Source organism: Variovorax sp. Varisp41 (genome assembly GCF_047325085.1).
In the GTDB taxonomy this organism is placed as follows: domain Bacteria; phylum Pseudomonadota; class Gammaproteobacteria; order Burkholderiales; family Burkholderiaceae_C; genus Variovorax.
Window position 1 is genome coordinate 4152648 of the sequence record NZ_CP168540.1, and the last position, 19161, is coordinate 4171808.

17 protein-coding genes are annotated in these 19161 nt (G+C 70.9%); 10 read left to right on the plus strand and 7 right to left on the minus strand.

Translation table 11 applies throughout. From position 1 onward, the window contains the following. Position 1: 1 nt before the first annotated feature. The 3 genes from ACEN9J_RS19175 to ACEN9J_RS19185 form a co-directional block, all read right to left on the minus strand. Positions 2-1003, minus strand: a complete 1002-nt coding sequence (locus ACEN9J_RS19175) for an ABC transporter substrate-binding protein (protein ID WP_413761782.1) — start codon at positions 1001-1003, stop codon at positions 2-4. Between the two features lie 38 nt (positions 1004-1041). After that, positions 1042-2757 (minus strand): allophanate hydrolase, encoded by a 1716-nt coding sequence (gene atzF, locus ACEN9J_RS19180; protein ID WP_413761783.1) that lies wholly within the window; start codon positions 2755-2757, stop codon positions 1042-1044. 236 nt (positions 2758-2993) lie between these two features. Further along, complete coding sequence (locus tag ACEN9J_RS19185) at positions 2994-3848, minus strand: M48 family metallopeptidase (RefSeq protein WP_413761784.1); 855 nt, start codon at positions 3846-3848, stop codon at positions 2994-2996. An 89-nt stretch (positions 3849-3937) separates the two neighbouring features. Between ACEN9J_RS19185 and ACEN9J_RS19190 the strand changes: the two genes are divergently transcribed. From ACEN9J_RS19190 to ACEN9J_RS19230, 9 genes are all read left to right on the plus strand, one after another. Continuing rightward, positions 3938-5317: an AmpG family muropeptide MFS transporter gene (locus tag ACEN9J_RS19190; protein WP_261215286.1), complete on the plus strand. Its 1380-nt coding sequence runs from the start codon at positions 3938-3940 to the stop codon at positions 5315-5317. A gap of 127 nt (positions 5318-5444) precedes the next feature. Continuing rightward, entirely contained in the window at positions 5445-6650 is a 1206-nt protein-coding gene (locus tag ACEN9J_RS19195) for a beta-ketoacyl-[acyl-carrier-protein] synthase family protein (RefSeq protein ID WP_172705403.1), read from the plus strand. Next, positions 6647-7468 carry a beta-ketoacyl synthase chain length factor gene (locus ACEN9J_RS19200; protein WP_413761785.1) on the plus strand — a complete coding sequence of 274 codons (822 nt, stop codon included), beginning with the start codon at positions 6647-6649 and terminating at the stop codon, positions 7466-7468. Before ACEN9J_RS19195 ends, ACEN9J_RS19200 begins: the two co-directional genes overlap by 4 nt. A 13-nt stretch (positions 7469-7481) precedes the next feature. Then, a complete protein-coding gene (locus tag ACEN9J_RS19205) occupies positions 7482-9131 on the plus strand; it encodes an NAD(P)/FAD-dependent oxidoreductase (RefSeq protein ID WP_413761786.1) in 1650 nt (549 codons plus the stop codon). Positions 9132-9197: 66 nt separating this feature from the next. Then, a complete protein-coding gene (locus ACEN9J_RS19210) occupies positions 9198-9920 on the plus strand; it encodes a response regulator transcription factor (RefSeq protein ID WP_057592776.1) in 723 nt (240 codons plus the stop codon). Positions 9921-10005: 85 nt separating this feature from the next. Further along, entirely contained in the window at positions 10006-11190 is a 1185-nt protein-coding gene (locus ACEN9J_RS19215; RefSeq protein WP_261211925.1) for an ATP-binding protein, read from the plus strand. Between the two features lie 80 nt (positions 11191-11270). Then, positions 11271-12542 (plus strand): O-antigen ligase family protein, encoded by a 1272-nt coding sequence (locus ACEN9J_RS19220; RefSeq protein WP_413761787.1) that lies wholly within the window; start codon positions 11271-11273, stop codon positions 12540-12542. Between the two features lie 53 nt (positions 12543-12595). Continuing rightward, entirely contained in the window at positions 12596-13219 is a 624-nt protein-coding gene (locus ACEN9J_RS19225) for a TetR/AcrR family transcriptional regulator (RefSeq protein WP_296738460.1), read from the plus strand. A 110-nt stretch (positions 13220-13329) separates the two neighbouring features. After that, entirely contained in the window at positions 13330-14367 is a 1038-nt protein-coding gene (locus ACEN9J_RS19230) for an NADP-dependent oxidoreductase (protein WP_413761788.1), read from the plus strand. Here the strand turns inward: ACEN9J_RS19230 and ACEN9J_RS19235 are convergent. From ACEN9J_RS19235 to ACEN9J_RS19245, 3 genes are read right to left on the minus strand one after another with little or no spacing between them, the layout of a single operon-like run. After that, positions 14364-15488 (minus strand): DUF2827 family protein, encoded by a 1125-nt coding sequence (locus ACEN9J_RS19235; RefSeq protein WP_413761789.1) that lies wholly within the window; start codon positions 15486-15488, stop codon positions 14364-14366. The genes ACEN9J_RS19230 and ACEN9J_RS19235 overlap by 4 nt on opposite strands. Before the next feature lie 42 nt (positions 15489-15530). Continuing rightward, positions 15531-15740, minus strand: coding sequence for a zinc-finger domain-containing protein (locus ACEN9J_RS19240; protein ID WP_208513281.1), 210 nt, complete (start codon positions 15738-15740; stop codon positions 15531-15533). Between the two features lie 5 nt (positions 15741-15745). Further along, positions 15746-16699, minus strand: coding sequence for a branched-chain amino acid transaminase (locus tag ACEN9J_RS19245; RefSeq protein WP_413761790.1), 954 nt, complete (start codon positions 16697-16699; stop codon positions 15746-15748). A gap of 214 nt (positions 16700-16913) precedes the next feature. On the opposite strand from ACEN9J_RS19245, the gene ACEN9J_RS19250 reads away from it, so the two are divergent. After that, entirely contained in the window at positions 16914-17900 is a 987-nt protein-coding gene (locus ACEN9J_RS19250) for a recombination-associated protein RdgC (RefSeq protein WP_413761791.1), read from the plus strand. Between the two features lie 16 nt (positions 17901-17916). Here the strand turns inward: ACEN9J_RS19250 and ACEN9J_RS19255 are convergent, their stop codons facing one another. Continuing rightward, positions 17917-19128 (minus strand): M20 aminoacylase family protein, encoded by a 1212-nt coding sequence (locus ACEN9J_RS19255; RefSeq protein WP_413761792.1) that lies wholly within the window; start codon positions 19126-19128, stop codon positions 17917-17919. Between the last annotated feature and the right edge of the window lie 33 nt (positions 19129-19161).

Genomic DNA, 19161 nt, shown 5'->3' on the forward strand with positions numbered 1-19161 from the left:
GTCAGGCCTTGTAGAGCAGGCCGTCCACCAGGACCTTCTTCTCGAAGATCCCCTTCTCGGTGAACAGGTCGTAGAACTTCTGGAAGTAGGCGACGTCGCTGGGCTTGAACTCGTTGTAGAGCATGTACGAGGCCAGCGGCACCTCGGCCGTGAGCTTGCCCTCGATGGCGGTGTAGCCCTTCATGTACTGGCGCGCCTCGTCGGGCTGGCTGCGCACCAGCTCCACGCCGCGCGCATAGGCGGCGATGTACTTCTTCGCGGCATCGGGGTTCTTCTTGAGGAACTCGGTCGTGAGGCTGGCGGCGCCGCCATGCCAGGGCGCCATCGGGTCGCCGAGGATGTAGCGCGCGACCACGCCGGCCTCGAGCACGCGCGTGGTGCCGTTCATGCGGCCCACGGTGCCCGTGGGTTCGAGCGTGTAGCAGGCATCGACCTGCCCCGCCACCAGCGCGGCCACGTGCTGGCCGATCGGCAGCTCGCTGACCGACACGCCCTTGGCGCCCGCGCGCTCGAGCATGGTCTTGCACAGCGTGACGTTCTGGATGCCCGGGCCCGAGGCCACCTTCTTGCCCGAGAGCTCGGCCATGGCCTTGATCGGGCTGTCCTTCGCGACGATGAACTCGTCGAGCACGAACTTGGCGTTGCTCGGGTTGGTGCAGAAGATCTTGAACAGGCCCGGCTGCGCGATCTCTCCGATCGCGAGATTGGCCGAGCCGGTGCCGTTGGCGCTGCCGTCGCAGCGGCCCGCGAGCATGGCTTCCATCACCTGCTGCGCGCCCGCGAACTTCTGCGGTTCCACGTCGAGCCCCGCGTCCTTGAAGAAGCCGCGCTCGACCGCCGCGAAGAAAGGCAGGCCCGCGGCCACCGGCCAGAAGCCGACACGGATCTTCGGTGCCGCCTGGGCGCGCACGATCGCCGGCGCGGCGAGCACCGCGAGGCCGGCGGCGCCGGCCTGCAGCAACTGTCGGCGCGAGGCGGAGGAAGGAAGGTCGGAGATGGACATGGAAGACTCCTCGGTCTGGGTTCGAAGACAACAGGGATTCAGGCGGCGCGGTTCGCGAGATAGGCGCGCCAGCCGCCATGGCGCGTGACCTCTTCCGCACCGGCCAGCGCATGGCCCTCGCAGATGAAGCCGTGCACCCAGCGGCCGTCGGCCAGCTCGACGCTGCCCAGGCCCAGCGGCGCGGGGATCAGCGCGAGGAAGCCGCCGACCTCGGCCAGCGGCAGGTCCCACACCTCGAGCGCGATCGCGGCGCCGCCCTCGGCGCTGCGCTGCAGGCCGGGCTTGGGCGGCACGGTGCCGGGCAGCGCGTACAGCCGGTAGCGCGGCGCGGTCTGGATGGCTTCGCGCAGCACGGCGCCGCGCTCGGTGAGCTGGCCGTTGAGCGGCATGCCGCTGAGGTGCGCGCCGACCACCGCGATCGGCAGCGTCGCGGCCGGCGCCGGGGCGAGGCCACGGATCGGCCGCGGCGCGGGCAGCGGCTCGCCGGTCGCGCCCTGCGCGAGGCCGGTGGCGTGGTGGTAGCGCTGGCCCAGTTCGGCCAGCGCGAGGTCGCTGCCGCAGCGGCCGATCAGCGTGATGCCGAAGGGCAGGCCGTCGGGCCGCAGGCTGCTGGGCACCGAGAGCGCGGCGTAGTCGAGCAGGTTGACGAAGTTGGTGTAGGCGCCGAGGTTGCGGTTGAGCGCCACCGGGTCGGCGCGCATCGCGTCGCGCGTGTAGTGCGTGGGCGCGGTGGGCACCAGCAGCACGTCGATGTCGCGCCACATCGGTTCGGCCTGCTGCGCGAGCGCGCGCAGCCGGGTCTGGGCCTCGAACACGTCGGCCGCGTTGTAGCCGCGGCCCTGCGCGAGGATGCCGCGCACGGGCTCGACCACCTCGGCCTCGTGGCGGTCGAAGAAGGCGCGCACCGCGGCATAGCGCTCGGCCACCAGCGCGCTGTCGTAGAGCAGCGCGGCGGCCTCGGCCAGCGGCGCGAAGGGCACGGTGACGGCCGTGCCGCCCAGCGCCTCGAGGCGCCGGCGCGCGTCGGCGAAGGCGGCCTCGGCGAGCGTGTCGCCGAAGAAGGCGAGGCGGTCGGGCACGCCGAAGCGGAAGGCGGCGGGGAAGGGCTTCGCATCGAGCGCGATGTCGCGCGAGTAGGGATCGCGCGCATCGAAGCCGAGCGCGGCCTGCAGCACCTCGACCGCGAGCGCGACCGTGCGCGCGAAGATCGAGACGCAGTCGACGCTCTGCGCGGCCGGCACCACGCCGGCGGTGCTCAGCAGCCCGCGCGAGGGCTTGAGGCCGACGATGTTGTTGAGGCCCGCAGGCACGCGGCCGGAGCCGGCCGTGTCGGTGCCGAGCGCGAAGTCGGCCTCGCCGGTGGCGACCACGCGCGCCGAGCCCGAGCTCGAGCCGCCGGACACGTAGCGTGCATCGAAGGCATTGCCGACCTCGCCATAGGGCGAGCGCGTGCCGTTGAGGCCGCAGGCGAACTGGTCGAGGTTGGTCTTGCCGAGCAGCGACGCACCGGCGTCGAGCAGCCGCTGCACCACGGCCGCATGGGCAGCCGGCAGGCGGTCGAAGGCCGGGCAGGCGGCGGTGGTGGGCACGCCGGCGACGTCGATGTTGTCCTTGACGGCGAAGCGCAGGCCCGCGAGCGGGGCGGGGGTGGAAGCGGGCGTGGCCTCCCGCGTGTCGTCGTTCTCGCGCGTCAGCGGCTGCGCGAAACGCAGGATCCAAGCCGCGGCGGCCGGGTCTTTCTCGTCATGCACCATGATCAGGCATCCAAACTTGTGTACAAGTCGAGATGCAAGCGGCGTGCCAGCGCGCACGGGCCGCTGGTGGGGCGCCCGCGGCGTCAGTCGCTCAGTTATCTATGTGTGGCTCCCTCCCCCGCTGGGGGAGGGTTGGGGTGGGGGCATGCGGCGGTGCATCGGGTCACGGCCTCATCGACCGCCCAGTGCCCCCATCCCGGCCTTCCCCCAGAGGGGGAAGGAGGAAGACAGGGCGCTCAGCTCTTCTTGGCGTCCCGGTACAGGTTCTCCACCTTCGGCAGATTCGCCTGCAGCTTGGCGATCCGGTCCGGCCCGCTCGGGTGCGTCGAGAGGAAGCTCAGCCCGCCCTGGTTCTTCGAGGCCGTGGCCATCTTGTTCCACAGCGACACCGAGGCCTTCGGGTCGTAGCCGGCGCGCGCCGCGAGCTCCAGGCCGACGAGGTCGGCCTCGGTCTCGTCGCCGCGGCTGAACTTGAGCGTGAGCAGCTGGGTGCCCGCGCGCGCCGCGAGGTCGCCGACCTGCCCCAGGCCGAGCAGTTGCGCACCGATCGAGAGCGCGGCGCCGGTGCCCGCGCTCTTGGCCATGCGGGCGCGCGCATGCTCGCGCAGCGCATGGGCCATCTCGTGGCCCATGACCATCGCGACCTCGTCGTCGGTGAGCTTGAGCTGGTCGAGGATGCCGGTGAAGAAGGCGATCTTGCCGCCCGGCAGGCAGAAGGCGTTGATCTGCTTGCTGCCGATCAGGTTGACCTCCCACTTCCATTGCCGCGCACGGCTGTTCCAGGGCGTGGCGAAGGGGATCAGCCGGTTGGCGATGGCGCGCAACCGCTGCAGTTGCGGATTGCCGTCGCCCGCGAGCGCGTTCTTGGCGCGCGCCTGCTGCAGCAACTCGCCGTACTGCTGGCCGCCCGCGGCCTCGATGCGGTCGGCCGGCACAAGGTTGCGCGCCACCGAGGCATTGCCGACGTCGACCTGCGCCAGCGCCGGCCCGCTCAATGCCGCGCCGGCCGCGGCCAGCAGGAAGGCGCGCCGCGGCTGCCAGGCCGAGGCATGGGAGAGGACCGGGGCGGAGCGATCGCAGCGTGTGCACATATGGGGCCGGATGATAGGAACAAATGAAGACGCCTTGGTGGATGACCCGGCGGCCGACCGGCGCGGCACTCATGGACAATCGCTCCCACATGTCTTCCGTCCCGCCCGCCGAATCCACCGCCGCCGGTTCGCCGCCCTGGCGCGACGCCCTGAAGGTCTACCTCGAACCCGCCACCTTGCGCATGCTGGCGCTGGGCTTCTCGGCCGGGCTGCCGCTGCTGCTGGTGCTGGGCACGCTGAGCTTCCGGCTGCGCGAGGCCGGCATCGACCGCGCCACCATCGGCTATCTGAGCTGGGTCGGCCTGGCCTACGGCTTCAAATGGGTGTGGGCGCCGCTGGTCGACCGTCTGCCGCTGCCGCCGCTGACCACGCTGCTCGGACGCCGGCGCGGCTGGCTGCTGCTGGCGCAGGGCATGGTGATCGCGGGGCTGGTCGGCATGGCGGTCAACGATCCGCGCCAGGGCCTCGTGCCGATGGTCTGGTGCGCGCTGCTGGTGGCCTTCGGCTCGGCCACGCAGGACATCGCGCTCGACGCCTTCCGCATCGAGTCGGCCGAGACGCGCAAGCAGGCGGCGCTGGCCGCGGCCTACCAGACCGGCTACCGGCTCGCGATGATCTGGGCCGGGGCCGGGGTGCTGTGGGTGGCGGCCTGGGCCGAGGTCGCGCCGGCCGCGCCGGCGGTGGGCGCGGCGGCCGGCGCGGCCTACCAGAACGGCGCCTGGAAGACGGCCTACCTCGTGATGGCCGGCTCCATGCTCGTGGGCGTGCTCACGGTGCTGCTGTCGCCCGAGCCCGCGAAGCGCTCGCTGTCGGCGCCGCGCAATGCCGCCGAATGGCTGCGCGACGTGCTGGTCGAGCCCTTCGCCGACTTCATCCGCCGCTACAAGTGGCAGGCGGTGCTGATCCTCTCGCTGATCGCGATCTACCGCATCAGCGACGTGGTGATGGGCATCATGGCCAACCCCTTCTACGTCGACATGGGCTTCACCAAGGACGAGGTGGCCACGGTCAGCAAGATCTACGGCGTGGTCATGACGCTGGTGGGCGCCTTCGTCGGCGGCGTGCTGTCGATGCGCCTGGGCGTGATGCGGGTGCTGATGCTGGGCGCGGTGCTCAGCGCGGCGAGCAACCTGCTGTTCGCCTGGCTGGCCTCGCGCGGCCACGACCTGACGGCCCTGATCGCCGTGGTCTCGGCCGACAACCTCGCGGGCGGCATCGCCTCGGCGGCCTTCATCGCCTACCTCTCGAGCCTCACCAACATCAGCTACTCGGCCACGCAGTACGCGCTGTTCAGCTCGCTGATGCTGCTGCTGCCGAAGTTCATCGCCGGCTACTCGGGCGTGTTCGTCGACGCCTACGGCTACAGCACCTTCTTCTATGCCACCGCCCTGCTCGGCGTGCCGGTGCTGGTGCTGGTGGCGCTGGCCTCGCGCACGCTGGCCGCGCGCCCGGACAGCGGGAAATCCTGACCCGGCCCCATAGGAAACCGCCGACACGGCCCCACCCCCGCAACTGGTAGGCTTTGCGCTGCTTCCCCCAGCCCCGACCACTAGAACTACTCCTCCAACCGCGTCACCGCCCAGCCACGTCCACACCGTGCCCGCCCGCATTCCTCCCCTCCAGATCAGCGCCTACACGGCCACCTCGGCCGTCGGCGTCGGCAAGGAGCCGCTTGCCGAAGCGCTCGAACATTCGCGCAGCGGCCTGCGCGCCAACGACTTCGGCCCCGCGCCGCTGCCGACCTGGATCGGCCGCGTCGACGGCCTCGAAGAGATCCGCCTGCCCGAAGCCTTCGCGCACTGGGACTGCCGCAACAACCGGCTGGCCTGGCTCGGCCTTTCGGCCGACGGCTTCCTCGAGGCCGTGGCCGCGGCGCGCCGGCGCCATGGCGCGGCGCGCATCGCGCTGATCCTCGGCACCTCGACCTCGAGCATCGGCGAGACCGAGCTGGCCTACACCCAGCTCGACGCCGACGGCCATTTCCCGCCCGCGCAGCGCCGCCCGGCGGTGCACACGCCGCATTCGCTCGCGATGTTCGTGCAGGAAGTGCTGGGCCTCGAAGGGCCGAGCGAGACCATCTCCACCGCCTGCTCGTCGAGCGCCAAGGTGTTCGCCTCGGCCGAGCGGCTGATCCGCCTGGGCCTAGTCGACGCGGCCGTGGTCGGCGGCGTCGACACGCTGTGCGGCAGCGTGCTGTTCGGCTTCAACTCGCTCGAGCTGGTGTCGGGCGGGCCGTGCCGGCCCTTCGATCCGGACCGCGACGGCATCAGCCTGGGCGAGGCTGCGGGCTTCGCGCTGCTCGAGCGCGCCGACGCGGCTTCCGCCACCGGATTGCAGCTGCTGGGCTACGGCGAGGCCAGCGACGCGCACCACATGTCGACACCGCATCCCGAGGGCCTGGGCGCCGAGCGCGCGCTCGACGAGGCGCTGGCGCGCGCCGGCCTCGCGCCCGAGGCGATCGACTACATCAACATGCACGGCACCGCGAGCCAGAAGAACGACGAGGTCGAGGGCGCGCTGGTGGCGCGCCGCTTCCCGGCGCGCACGCATGCGAGCTCGACCAAGGGCTTCACGGGCCACACGCTGGGCGCCGCGGGCATCGTCGAGGCGGTGATCAGCCTGCTGGCGATCGAGCGCGGCCTGATGCCGGGCACGGTCAACTCGGCCGCGCTCGACCCGGGCTTCGGCCCGCAGATCCGGCTCGCGCCGGCGCACGGCGAGGTGCGCTACGCGCTTTCCAATTCCTTCGGCTTCGGCGGCAACAACTGCGCGCTGGTGTTCGGCAAGGCGGCGCAGGCATGAGCGCCGCGCCGACGATCTACATCGAGGGTCCGGCCTTCTGGGCCCCCACCCTGCCCGGCTGGGAGGCAGCGCGCGCGGCCTTCCGCGGCGAGGGCGCGCTCGCCGATCCGCCGGCCAAGCGCCCGGCGCCGCAGGTGCTGGCCCCGGCCGAGCGCCGCCGCGCGCCCGACACCGTGGCGCTGGCGCTCGAGGTGGCCGCCGCCGCCATCGCGGGCTCGGGCCGGCAGGCGGCCGACCTGCCCTGCGTGTTCGTCTCGGCGCACGGCGACCTGTCGATCAACGACTACATGTGCAGCACGCTCGCCACCGATCCCTCGGTGCTGTCGCCCACGCGCTTCCACAACTCGGTGCACAACGCCGCCGTGGGCTACTGGACCATCGGCACCGGCTGCATGGCCGCGAGCAATTCGATCTCGGCCTACGACAGCAGCTTCGGCGCGGCCCTGCTCGAGGCCGCAGCGCAGTGCGCGGCCGACCGCGAGGCGGTGCTGCTGGTGGGCTACGACGCGCCCGCCACCGGCCCGCTGGCGGCCGTGACGGGCAGCCAGGGCCAGCTCGCGCTGGCGCTGGTGCTGGCGCCCGAGCCCACCGACCGCACGGTGGCGGCGCTCGACTGGTCGCTGGCCAGCGACGGCGCGGCCGGCACGCCGCCCACGTCCGAGGCGGCGCAGACGCTCGCACAGGTCAATCCGATGGCGCAGGCGCTCGGCCTGTTCGAGGCGCTCGCGCGGCTCGACGGTCCGGCCGGCGCCGAGGTCGCGCTGCCGCTGTCCCCCACCCTCTCGCTGAGACTGCGGCTGCGGCCCGGCGGACACTGACGAAGGAACCCGCATGAAGCAGACCGCCCCGCGCTACGACGCAGTGATCATGGGTGGCGGTCTGGCGGGGCTCACGCTGGCGCTGCAGTTGCGCCAGCGCTTCGACGACCTCTCGGTGCTGGTGCTCGAGCGCCGCGCGCACCCGGTGCCGCACGCGGCGCACAAGGTGGGCGAATCCTCGGTGGAGATCGGCGCCCACTACTTCGACACCGTGCTGGGCCTGAAGCCGCACTTCGAGAACGAGCAGTTGCGCAAGTTCGGCTTCCGCTTCTTCTTCAGCGAGGGCCGGCGCGACATCGACGGCGTGACCGAGATCGGCGCCAGCCGCTACCTGTCGGTGCCCAGCTACCAGATCGACCGCGGCATCCTCGAGAACTACCTCGCGCAGGAGGCCGCGCGCCACGGCGTGCACTTCGCCGACGACGCCTTCGTGCGCCGCATCGAGCTGGCCGAGGACGGCGCCACCCACCACCGGCTGCAATGGACCCAGGGCGGCGAAACCCGCGACACCGAGGCGCGCTGGCTGATCGACGCCTGCGGGCGCGCGGGCCTGCTCAAGCGCAAGCTCGGGCTGGCGCAGCCCAACGACCACGACGTGAACGCCGTGTGGTTCCGCATCGGCGAGCGCATCACCATCGACCACTGGAGCGAGGACGAGGCCTGGCGCGCGCGCTGCGACCCGCAGGCGCGCTGGCTGTCGACCAACCACCTGGTGGGCGCGGGCTACTGGGTGTGGCTGATCCCGCTGGCCTCGGGCTCGCACTCGGTGGGCATCGTGGCCGACCAGAAGCTGCATCCGCTGGCCACCATCGACACCTTCGACAAGGCGATGGACTGGTTCGCGACCTATCAGCCGCGGCTTTACGAGGCGCTCGACGGCAAGCGCCACCTGCTGCAGGACTTCGCGTTCCTGCGCCACTTCTCGTACGGCTGCAAGCAGGTGTTCTCGGACCGGCGCTGGGCGCTGACCGGCGAGGCCGGCCTGTTCCTCGACCCCTTCTATTCGCCGGGCAGCGACTTCATCGCGATCGGCAACACCTACATCACCGACCTGATCGCGCACGACCGGCGCGGCCGCTCGATCGAGGCGCGCGCGCAGCTCTACGACCAGATCTACCACTCGTTCTACGAGAGCACGCTGGCGCTCTACCAGGGCCAGTACCCGCTGTTCGGCGACCCCGAGGTGCTGCCGGTGAAGGTGATCTGGGACTACGCCTACTACTGGGGCGTGCTGTCGCAGATCTTCTTCCAGGGCCGGCTCACCGACCTGGCGCTGCTGGGCAGCGTGCGCGACGAACTGCAGCACTGCCAGCGCCTCAACATCGCGGTGCAGGCGCTGCTGCGTGCCTGGTCGGGCGCGAGCGACAAGCGCAACCGCGCGGCGATGCTCGACCAGGCCTCGATGCCGTGGTTCGCCGAGCTCAACCGCAGCCTCAAGGACCGGCTCGACGACGCGGCCTTCAAGGCGCGCATCCGGGCCTCGACCGCGCAGCTGCGCCGGCTGGCCGGCGAGATCCTCGCGCGGGCGCGCGCCTGCGATCCGGCGCTGGATGCCGTCGCGCTCGAGGCCCTGCTCGCGCTGCCCGAATACCGTGACGCCCAGCGGCTTTCGGCGGCGCGGCACGAGGACGGCGCTATGCTTTTCGCAGTGCCGGCCGGTTGACATGGCCGCACGAGGTTTACGCAACTTTACGGAGCGTTCAAGCCAGCTTGCTCCCGGTGGACCACCATGAAGCGCATGAGCACCCCTCAACTCCTGATGATCGAAGACGACCAGCGCCTGGCGCAGATGGTCGGCGAATACCTCACCCAGTCGGGCTTCGGCTTCAACCATGCGGGCGACGGCGCCAGCGGCCTCGAGCTGCTGCAGCAGCACGCGCCCGACCTCGTCATCCTCGACCTGATGCTGCCCGACACCGACGGCCTCGAGGTCTGCCGCCGCATCCGCGCGCTGCCGGGCGCGATCTCCAAGGTGTCGGTGCTGATGCTGACCGCCAAGGGCGACCCGATGGACCGCATCATCGGCCTGGAGATCGGCGCCGACGACTACCTGCCCAAGCCCTTCGAGCCGCGCGAGCTGCTGGCGCGCATCCGCGCCGTGCTGCGCCGCCGCGGCGAGAGCAACACCGAGGCCGAGGCCGCGTCGATGATGCGCTTCGGCACGCTCGAGATCGACCGCAACGCGCGCACCGTCTCGGTGGCCGGCCAGGTCGCCGACCTCACCTCCTACCAGTTCGACCTGCTGGTCGCGATGGCCGAGCGCGCGGGCCGGGTGCTCACGCGCGACCAGATCATGGAAGCCGTGCGCGGCCGCGAGCTCGAGGCCTTCGACCGCTCGATCGACGTGCACATGGGCCGCATCCGCGCGGCGATCGAGGTCGACGCGAAGAATCCGAAGCGCATCCTCACGGTGCGCGGCGTGGGCTACGTGTTCGCCAAGCAGCAGGACTGAACGGCCGGCGGGTCATGTCCGTCCCGCTCGCGGCACCTCTCCGAAAAACGCGGCCGACCCCGGCCGCCGCGCCCCACACCTCCCCATGATCAATCTGTATTCCCGCCACCTCTACGTGCGCATCTGGCTCGCGGTGGTCGGCGGCGTGGTGATCCTCACGCTGATGGCCAACTGGATCGTGCGCGTGGCGGCCGAGGCCGAGCGCGAGCGGCTCGCGCCGGTGCCGCGCGAGGTGGTGGTGCTCGACGCGCAGGACAAGCAGATCGGCGCCGGCAAGGCGCTGCGCGTGCCGGGCCAGGGGCTGGAGTTCGACGTGACGCTCAGCGACGGCAAGGCGATCACGCTGCGCGTGGCACCGCGCGAGCGCGCCACCGGCACCAGCGGCTTCGCGCCCTGGCGCACGCCCTTCGGCCTGGGCTGGATGATCGCGCTGGTCGGCGTGGCGGTGGCGCTCGGCGTCTATCCGATCGTGCGCCGGCTCACCAAGCGGCTCGAGACGCTGCAGCGCGGCGTGCAGCGCTGGGGCGAGGGCGATCTGTCGGTGCGCGTCACCGAGGAAGGGCAGGACGAAGTGGCCGATCTCTCCAAGCGCTTCAATGCATCGGCGGTGCGCATCGAGCAGCTGGTGCGCTCGCACAAGTCGCTGCTGGCGAATGCCTCGCACGAGCTGCGCTCGCCGCTGACCCGCATCCGCATGAGCCTGGAGCTCATGGGCGACCAGCCGAGCCCCGCGGCGCGCGCCGAGATCTCGCGCAACATCGCCGAGCTCGACCAGCTGATCGACGAGATCCTGCTGGCCAGCCGCCTGGACGCCAGCGAGGCCGACATGGGCACCATCGAGGCGGTCGACCTGACCGGTCTGGCCGCCGAGGAATGCGCGCGCGTCGATGCCGAGCTCGACCTGGTGGCGGGCACCGACAACGCGGCGCTGACCGTGCCCGGCGTCTCGCGGCTGCTGCGCCGCGCGATCCGCAACCTGCTCGAGAACGCGCGCCGCTACGGCGCCGGCGAGATCTCGGTCGAACTCGGCAGCGCCGACGGCCAGGCCACGGTGCGCGTGAACGACCGCGGCCCGGGCGTGCCGGCCGCGCTGCGCGACCGCATCTTCGAGCCCTTCTACCGGCTGCCGGGCGCGAGCGAGCGCAACGGCGGCGTCGGCCTCGGGCTGGCGCTGGTCAAGTCGATCACCGAGCGGCATGGCGGCACGGTGCGCTGCGAGGACCGGCCCGGCGGCGGCGCGAGCTTCGTGATCCGGCTGCCGCGCGGCTGAGGCACGCGCGCCCAAGCCCCGCGCGCGCCGGGGGTGAAGTCAGGTTGCGCCGGAAGGCGGCCCCCTAGAATCCGCGCCCTATGCAGAGATCGCACATCGTCCGGCCCGCGGCCATGTTCTGGGGGCTCGCGGTGTACATGCCGGTCGGCGTCACCTACCTCTCGGCCCTGCTGCTGCTGGTCGCCCTGCTGGCGGCGGGCAACGGCCGCGAACGCATCGCGCGGCTGCGCGCCAATCCGCTGTGGTGGCCGGTCATGGCCTATGTGGCCTGGACCCTGATCGTGCTGGCCATCCGGCCGCACTACCCCGAGACCCCCTCGAACCTGGTGCACGGGCTGCGCATCGCCGCCACGCTGCTGATGGCGATGGCGCTCGCGCGCGACGAGGCGATGTGGGCGCTGCGCGGCTTCCTGCTGATCTCGGCGCTCAACCTGCTGCTGGTGGTGGTGTTCTACGCGGTCGGCGGCTTCCACATCTGGGGGCCGCTGCGCGGCGTGGTGATGGAGGTCGGCAACAAGTCGATCAGCAATGCGCTGCTGTTCAGCGTGGTGGCGTCGACGGCGGCGGTCTGGGGCCTGTCGCAGATCGCGGCGCGAAGGCCGCTGCGCGCGCTGCCGGCCTTCGCGCTGGTGCTGCTGCTGATGGCGGTGGTGGCGCTGCCGCTGACCTCGCGCACCTCGGTGCTGGCGCTGCTGCTGGTGCTGCCGCTGGTGTGCATCCACCAGTGGCGCAGCCACCTGAAGGCGCTGTCGGCGGCGCTGATCGTGGGCGCCGTGGTGCTCGGGGCGGGCCTCTACCAGCTGCCGCAGCTGCAGCAGAAGGTCGAGCTCGGCGTCCAGGAGATCGAGAAGGCGCAGGCCGGCGAGATCTTCCACGGCAGCATGGTCATCCGCTACTTCATGTACCGCGACACCGGCCGCATGATCGCCGACCGGCCGCTCACCGGCTGGGGCATCGGCGGCTGGACCGAGCAATGGCACCAGCGCGGCCCCGCGCTGTTCGCCGACTCGAACATGCCGCACAACGACTTCCTCTGGATGGGCGCGCAGGGCGGCCTGCCGGGGCTGCTGAGCCTGCTCGCGATCATGGTCGCGGCCGTCTGGCAGGCCTGGAAGCGGCCCGACATCGCGGGCCGCTATGCGCTGGCGGCGACCTTGATCGCGCTGATCGCCTCCTGCGTGAACTCGGCGCTGCGCGACGCGCAGATCGGGCTGGCGCTGCTGTGGATCGCCATGGTCTACCTGCGGCTGGCGCAGGAACGGCAGGACCCCGAGCCCTGGCGCGACCTCTGGCCGGGCCGGCGGATCGGCGGCGAATCCGAGGCCTCGAAGCGCGCGGCGGCACCAGGCTGACTCCGGAATCTCGTACTAGACGACTGGTCTAATCGGCGCTAGAGTCCGGCGCCATGACTGCCGTCGCCACGCCTCCCGACGTTCGCCGCCACATCCTCGACGTGGCGCATCCGCTGTTGCTGCGCAAGGGCTTCACGGCCGTCGGGCTGGCCGAGGTGCTGAGCCTGGCCAGGGTGCCGAAGGGCTCGTTCTATCACTACTTCGGCTCGAAGGAGTCCTTCGGCGAGGCGGTGCTCGAGGCCTATTTCAGCGACTACCTCGCGCGCACCGACGCCCTGCTGGCCGAGTCGGGCACGGGCGCGCAGCAGCTGGTCGCCTATTTCCAGGACTGGCTCGACTCGCAGACCGGCGACGACGCCCAGAGCCGCTGCCTCGTGGTGAAGCTCGGCGCCGAGGTCTGCGACCTGTCGGAAACCATGCGCGCGGCGCTGGACCGCGGCATCCGCCAGATCACCGACCGGCTCGCGCGCTGCATCGAGACCGGCCGCGCCGACGGCTCGCTGCCGGCCGCCGAAGCCGGCGATCCCGCGCAGGCCCAGGCCGTTTCGCTCTACCAGAGCTGGCTCGGCGCCAGCCTGCTCGCGAAGATCGCGCGCGACCGCGCACCGCTCGACCGCACCATGGCCGGCACCCGGCAGGCGCTGGGTCTGGCCCCCGTTCCCACCCCGGTCGGCTGAGAGGCGGGACGACCGATGTCGCTCCCGCCCTTTTTTGCGGCCATCTTCTAGACGACCGGTCTAATTACCTGCCAGGTCATCGCCCTTCCACCACCCAGGAGCCCCTGCCCATGCCCCAAAGCGACACCGTCAACCGCCGCCTCGTCCTCGCCGCGCGCCCGCGCGGGCTGCCGACGCCCGCGCACTTCCGCCTCGAGGAGGGCGCCGTGCCCGCGCCCGCCGAGGGCCAGGTGCTGCTGCGCACGCTGTACCTCTCGCTCGACCCGTACATGCGCCAGCTGATGGACGAGGTCGCGCCGATCTACGCGGCCTCGGTGCCGCTGGGCCAGCCGATGGTGGGCGGCACGGTCAACCGCGTCGTGGCCTCGAAGCACCCGCGGTTCCGCGCCGGCGAGCTGGTGCTCGGCAACGCCGGCTGGCAGGACTACGCGCTGTCCGACGGCCAGGACCTGATGCCGCTGGGCGAGATGGCGCGTCCCTCGCTCGCGCTCGGCGCGCTCGGCATGCCGGCCTTCACCGCCCACGTCGGCCTGCTCGACATCGGCCAGCCCAGGCCCGGCGAGACTGTGGTCGTGGCCGCGGCCACCGGCGCGGTCGGCGCGATGGTCGGGCAGATCGCCCGGCTGAAGGGCGCGCGCGTGGTCGGCATCGCGGGCGGCGCGGACAAGTGCCGCCACGCGGTGGACGTGCTGGGCTTCGACGCCTGCCTCGACCGCCACGATCCCGCGCTGGCCGAGCGCCTCGCCGCGGCCTGCCCGAAGGGCATCGACGTCTATTTCGAGAACGTCGGCGGGCCGGTGTTCGACGCGGTGCTGCCGCTCTTCAATATCGGCGCGCGCGTGCCGGTCTGCGGCCACATCGCCGACTACAACGCCGACGGCGAAACCCAGGGGACGAACCGCCTGCCACTGCTGATGGCCTCGCTGCTGCAGAAGCGCATCCGCATGCAGGGCTTCGTCATCCTCGACCACTACGGCGAGCGCTTCGAGGCCTTCCGCCGCGAGATGGGCGACTGGATCGAACGCGGCGAAGTGCGGCCGATGGAGGACATCGTCGAGGGCCTGGAGCACGCGCCGGCCGGCTTCATCGGCCTGCTGCAGGGCCGCAACTTCGGCAAGCGCGTGGTGCGCGTGGCCGACGAGAACTAGTTCGAAAACAGCGCGCGGATGCGCGCGTCGTGCGCCTCGATGTTCGGCGCATGCGCCGGGTCGAGCGTGCGCAGGAAAGCCGCGTTGGCCTGCGCCTGCGCATCCAGCTGCGCATCGTGCGTCTCGGCCGCGCGCTCGATCGCGGCGGCTGCCTCGAAGACCTCGAACTCGGGGTAGTAGTAGCCCACCTCGCGCAGGAACGGCGAGTTGTGCACCAGCGCATAGTTGCCGTAGAGCGCCTCGTACAGCAGGTAGTTGAGGCCGTTCTCCCACTGGTGCGACACCACGATGTCGGTGTGGTGCGCGGCCCATTCGACGAAGGGCGCGCGCGGGTCGGCCGTGGCCTTGCCGTCCTGCACCATCCGCAGTCCCAGCGCGATGTGCTTGAAGGCCGTGTTCTCCTTCTTGTCGAAGGTGTTCGTCATGTACACGTGCTGCACGAGCTCGGGCCGCCGCACATGGCATTCGTTGGCCGCCAGCATCGGGATCAGCGAGCTCTTCACCACGTTGAGGTTCGGCTCGAAGAAGGCGATGCGCTTGGCCCGGCCCTGGTTGCGGTAGCCGAAGCGTGCCTTGAGCTCGGCATTGGCCGCGAGGCTCTGCTCGAGGAAGTACGGCGACCACACGTGCGGCAGCACGTGCACCGGCGCGCGGTACACGGCCTCGAAGTAGCTCTTGCAGGTGTGGGCGTGCTGCGGGTTGGTCCAGAGCTCGTCGAACTGCACGCGGTGCGGGTTCGGCAGCCAGGGATTGGCCTGGAAGTTGATGGTCTCGACCGCCACCACGTAGTCGTTGCCGAAGCGGTACGACACGCAATGCCCGCCGCGCTGGCGCACCGCCTCGACATGCGTCGGATGAACGAAAGCGTTCATCTCGATCAGCAGGTCGGTCTGGTGGATAACCGCCGAGAGCGGCCGCAGCGCGCCGGCCAGCTCGCCGAGCATCATGCCCTCGGCATAGGCGGCGACGCCGTCGCCGTGCACCAGCCAGACCTCGCCCACCAGCGGCGAGCGCTTCAGCAGCATGTAGAGGTACACGCAGTGCTGGTTGGCGCCGTTGAACCAGATCGATTGCCGAGCATCGGCCCGGATCTCCATCGTGATCGCGACGTTGATCTTCATGGATGTTCCGGGCCTCCCCCGGTCTCTTCTTCTATCGCCGCGTCAGTGCCGCGCGGAAACCACCTCGCCGGCCTTGAGCCGGTAGGTGGTGCCGCAGTACGGGCACTTGGCCTCGCCGGTGCGCGCCACGTCCAGGTAGACCTTGGGGTGGCTGTTCCAGAGCTTCATGTCGGCCTTGGGGCTGGGGCAGAACACGCCGCCCTGGTGGTTGAGCTCCTTCGCGAGGAGTTCGACGACTGCAGTGGTGGACATGTTCTTCAGACCTTCGTGAGCCAGTGGGCGTACTTGGGGTTCTTGCCGTTCACGATGTCGAAGAAGGCCGCCTGGATCTTCTCGGTGACCGGGCCGCGCGCGCCGCCGTCGCCGCGGTTGCCGATCTCGACGCGGTCGAGTTCGCGGATCGGCGTGACTTCGGCCGCGGTGCCGGTGAAGAAGGCTTCGTCGGCGATGTAGACCTCGTCGCGCGTGATGCGCTTTTGCACCAGCTCGATGCCGAGGTCCTTGCACACGTGCAGGATGGTGTTGCGCGTGATGCCGTTGAGCGCGCCGGCCGACAGGTCGGGCGTGTAGACCACGCCGTTCTTGACCACGAACACGTTCTCGCCCGCGCCCTCGGACACGAAGCCGCTCGCGTCGAGCAGCAGCGCCTCGTCGTAGCCGTCGTCCAGCGCTTCCATGTTGGCGAGGATCGAGTTGGTGTAGTTGCTGACCGTCTTGGCCTGCGTCATCGTGATGTTGACGTGGTGGCGCGTGTAGCTCGAGGTCTTCACGCGGATGCCGCGCTTCATGCCTTCCTCGCCGAGGTAGGCGCCCCAGGACCAGGCCGCGACCATGGCGTGGATCTTGTTGCCCTTGGGGCTCACGCCGAGCTTCTCGGAGCCGATCCAGATCAGCGGGCGCAGGTAGCAGCTCTCGAGATTGTTCTCGCGCACGACCTGCTTCTGGGCCTCGTTGAGCTGTTCCTGCGTGAACGGGATCTTCATGCGCAGGATCTTGGCGCTGTTGAACAGGCGCTCGGTGTGCTCGGCCAGGCGGAAGATCGACGTGCCGCCGTCGGCCGTCTTGTAGGCGCGCACGCCCTCGAAGGCGCCGCAGCCGTAGTGCAGCGTGTGGCTCAGCACGTGGATCTTGGCGTCGCGCCAGTCCACGAGTTCGCCATCCATCCAGATCTTGCCGTCACGGTCGTCGAGCGAGGGGGGGATCGAGCTCATTTCCTGATTCCTTTGGGAGCTTTTGCAGAAAGCCTTCAGCGGGGGGAGGCTGTGGGGTGCGGCCTGAAGGCCGCCAAAGCCGCCGATTTTACGGCGCCGTGCCGCTCTTGCCTGACCGGCGCCCCGGGCCATGCACCGCCGGTGGCGCGAACCGGCCCGACGCCGCGACAATGGCCGGTTACGCCAAACGAGCGATTGAAGGGAAAGATTCTCCGTGTCCGTATTCAAGAACGTCATCGTCTACCGCATCGAGCCCGGCTGGTCGCAAACGCTGGCCGAGGCCGAGGAAGGCCTGGGCAAGCAGCGCTTCGAGCCCTGCGGCGCCTCGCAGGAGAAGTCGGCCGGCTGGGTCGAGCCGCGCGGCGAGGCCCACGGCCCGCTGGTGGAATCCATCGACGGCCAGTGGCTGCTCGAGTACATGATCGAGAGCAAGTCGGTGCCGGGCTCGGTGGTGCGCCGCAAGCTCGACGAGCGCTGCGCGCAGATCGAGGCCACCACCGGCCGCAAGCCCGGCAAGAAGGAAAAGAAGGACCTCAAGGAGGACATCACGCACGAGCTGCTGCCGATGGCCTTCACGCGCACCGCGCGCGTCACGGTCTGGGTCGACCAGGCCGAGCGCCGGCTGGTGGTCAACAGCTCCAACGCGGCGCGCGCCGACGAGGTGGTCAGCAGCCTGGTGCAGAACTTCACCGGCTTCGGCACGATGCAGCTCAACACCCAGATCGAGCCGGCGGCCGCCATGTCCGAATGGCTGGCCTCGCAGGAACCGCCCGCGGGCTTCACCATCGACCGCGAGTGCGAGCTCAAGGCCACCGACGAATCGAAGGCCGTGGTGCGCTATGCCAAGCACCCGCTCGACATCGACGAGGTCAAGCAGCACATCGCCGACGGCAAGCGCCCGACCCGCCTCGCGCTGACCTGGGACGACCGCGTGTCCTTCGAGCTCACGCACGGCCTGCAGATCCGCAAGATCGTGTTCCTCGAGGGCACCGACGAAGGCGCCGGCGGCGGCAAGAAGGAAGACAACTTCGATGCCGACGTGGCGATCGCCACCGGCGAGCTGGGCCAGCTGGTGCCGGCGCTGCTCGACGCGCTCGGCGGCGAGGCGGCGTTCACCGCGGCACCGGCCGAGGAAGCGCCGAAGGCCGCCGCCACCGCGCCGGCCGCGGCCACGGCCGAAGAGGAAGACGCGCCGTTCTGAGCCGGCGCGGCGGGCGTCAGGCCACCAGGTAGGTCTGCGCCAGCCGCACCCAGCAGGCCGCGCCCAGCGGCAGCACCTCGTCGTTGAAGTCGTAGCCGGGGTTGTGCACCATGCAGCCGCCGAACTCGCCTTCGCCGTTGCCCAGCAGCACGTAGCAGCCGGGCAGCTCGGCCAGCATCCAGGCGAAGTCCTCGCTGCCCGCGAAGCCGCGCGGCACCGTGGCCGCCACCTTGTCCGCGCCCACCAGCGCAGCGCACACCTCGGTCATCAGCCGGCTCTCGGCCTCGGTGTTGACCACCGGCGGCACCAGCGGCCGGTAGTCGATGCTGGCCTCCCCCCCATGCGCCTGCGCCGTCAGCGCGACGATCTCGCGGATGCGCGACTCCACCAGCGCGCGCGTCTCGGGCCGGGCCGCGCGCACGTTGAGCCCGAGCGCGACCGACTGCGGGATCACGTTGTGGGTGGCGCCGCCGCGGATGAAGCCGACCGACAGCACCGCCGTGTCGTCGGGCGCGACGTTGCGCGCCACCACGCTCTGCAGCGCGGTCACGGTGGCGGCGGCGGCCACCACCGGGTCCTGCGCGCGGTGCGGCATCGCGCCATGGCCGCCCTTGCCCTGGATCGTCACGTCGGCCACGTCGGACGAGAGCGTGACCGGCCCCGCCTGCACGATGAAGCTGCCCGCCGGCACGCCGGGCGCGTTGTGCAGCGCATAGACCGCGTCGCAGGGAAAGCGCTCGAACAGGCCGTCCACGATCATCGCGCGCGCGCCGCAGAGGTTCTCCTCGTCGGGCTGGAAGATCAGGTTCAGCGTGCCGTCGAAGTCGCGGCTCTTGGCGAGCGCCTTCGCGGCCGCGAGCAGGATCGCCGTGTGGCCGTCGTGGCCGCAGGCATGCATGCGGCCGTGCTGCCGGCTCGCATAGGGCAGACCCGTGGCCTCGACGATCGGCAGCGCGTCCATGTCGGCGCGGATGCCCAGGCGCCGCGTGCCGCTGCCGAGCTTGAGCTGCCCCACCACGCCGGTCCTGCCGATGCCGGTGTGCACCTCGTAGCCCCATTCGCGCAGCAGCCGCGCGACCAGTTCGCTGGTGGCGCGCACCTCGAAGCCGAGTTCGGGCTCGGCATGGATCCGGCGCCGGATGTCGACGAAGGCCTCGGTGTCGATCTCGATCGGCGGCAGCAGGCGGGACAGGAGCTTGGTGGTCTGGAGGCTGAGTTCGCGGGTCATGGGAGGGATTCGTGTCGCGGAAAGAGGGAGGGG

Excerpts from the sequence above, each read along its gene's own strand:
- ACEN9J_RS19215 (WP_261211925.1), top strand. The coding sequence starts at position 10,006 with ATGATCAATCTGTATTCCCGCCACCTCTACGTGCGCATCTGGCTCGCG.
- ACEN9J_RS19190 (WP_261215286.1), top strand. The coding sequence starts at position 3,938 with ATGTCTTCCGTCCCGCCCGCCGAATCCACCGCCGCCGGTTCGCCGCCC.
- ACEN9J_RS19230 (WP_413761788.1), top strand. The coding sequence starts at position 13,330 with ATGCCCCAAAGCGACACCGTCAACCGCCGCCTCGTCCTCGCCGCGCGC.
- ACEN9J_RS19185 (WP_413761784.1), bottom strand. The coding sequence starts at position 3,848 with ATGTGCACACGCTGCGATCGCTCCGCCCCGGTCCTCTCCCATGCCTCG.
- ACEN9J_RS19175 (WP_413761782.1), bottom strand. The coding sequence starts at position 1,003 with ATGTCCATCTCCGACCTTCCTTCCTCCGCCTCGCGCCGACAGTTGCTG.
- atzF (WP_413761783.1), bottom strand. The coding sequence starts at position 2,757 with ATGGTGCATGACGAGAAAGACCCGGCCGCCGCGGCTTGGATCCTGCGT.
- ACEN9J_RS19240 (WP_208513281.1), bottom strand. The coding sequence starts at position 15,740 with ATGTCCACCACTGCAGTCGTCGAACTCCTCGCGAAGGAGCTCAACCAC.
- ACEN9J_RS19235 (WP_413761789.1), bottom strand. The coding sequence starts at position 15,488 with ATGAAGATCAACGTCGCGATCACGATGGAGATCCGGGCCGATGCTCGG.
- ACEN9J_RS19205 (WP_413761786.1), top strand. The coding sequence starts at position 7,482 with ATGAAGCAGACCGCCCCGCGCTACGACGCAGTGATCATGGGTGGCGGT.
- ACEN9J_RS19255 (WP_413761792.1), bottom strand. The coding sequence starts at position 19,128 with ATGACCCGCGAACTCAGCCTCCAGACCACCAAGCTCCTGTCCCGCCTG.
- ACEN9J_RS19210 (WP_057592776.1), top strand. The coding sequence starts at position 9,198 with ATGAAGCGCATGAGCACCCCTCAACTCCTGATGATCGAAGACGACCAG.
- ACEN9J_RS19200 (WP_413761785.1), top strand. The coding sequence starts at position 6,647 with ATGAGCGCCGCGCCGACGATCTACATCGAGGGTCCGGCCTTCTGGGCC.
- ACEN9J_RS19245 (WP_413761790.1), bottom strand. The coding sequence starts at position 16,699 with ATGAGCTCGATCCCCCCCTCGCTCGACGACCGTGACGGCAAGATCTGG.
- ACEN9J_RS19220 (WP_413761787.1), top strand. The coding sequence starts at position 11,271 with ATGCAGAGATCGCACATCGTCCGGCCCGCGGCCATGTTCTGGGGGCTC.
- ACEN9J_RS19225 (WP_296738460.1), top strand. The coding sequence starts at position 12,596 with ATGACTGCCGTCGCCACGCCTCCCGACGTTCGCCGCCACATCCTCGAC.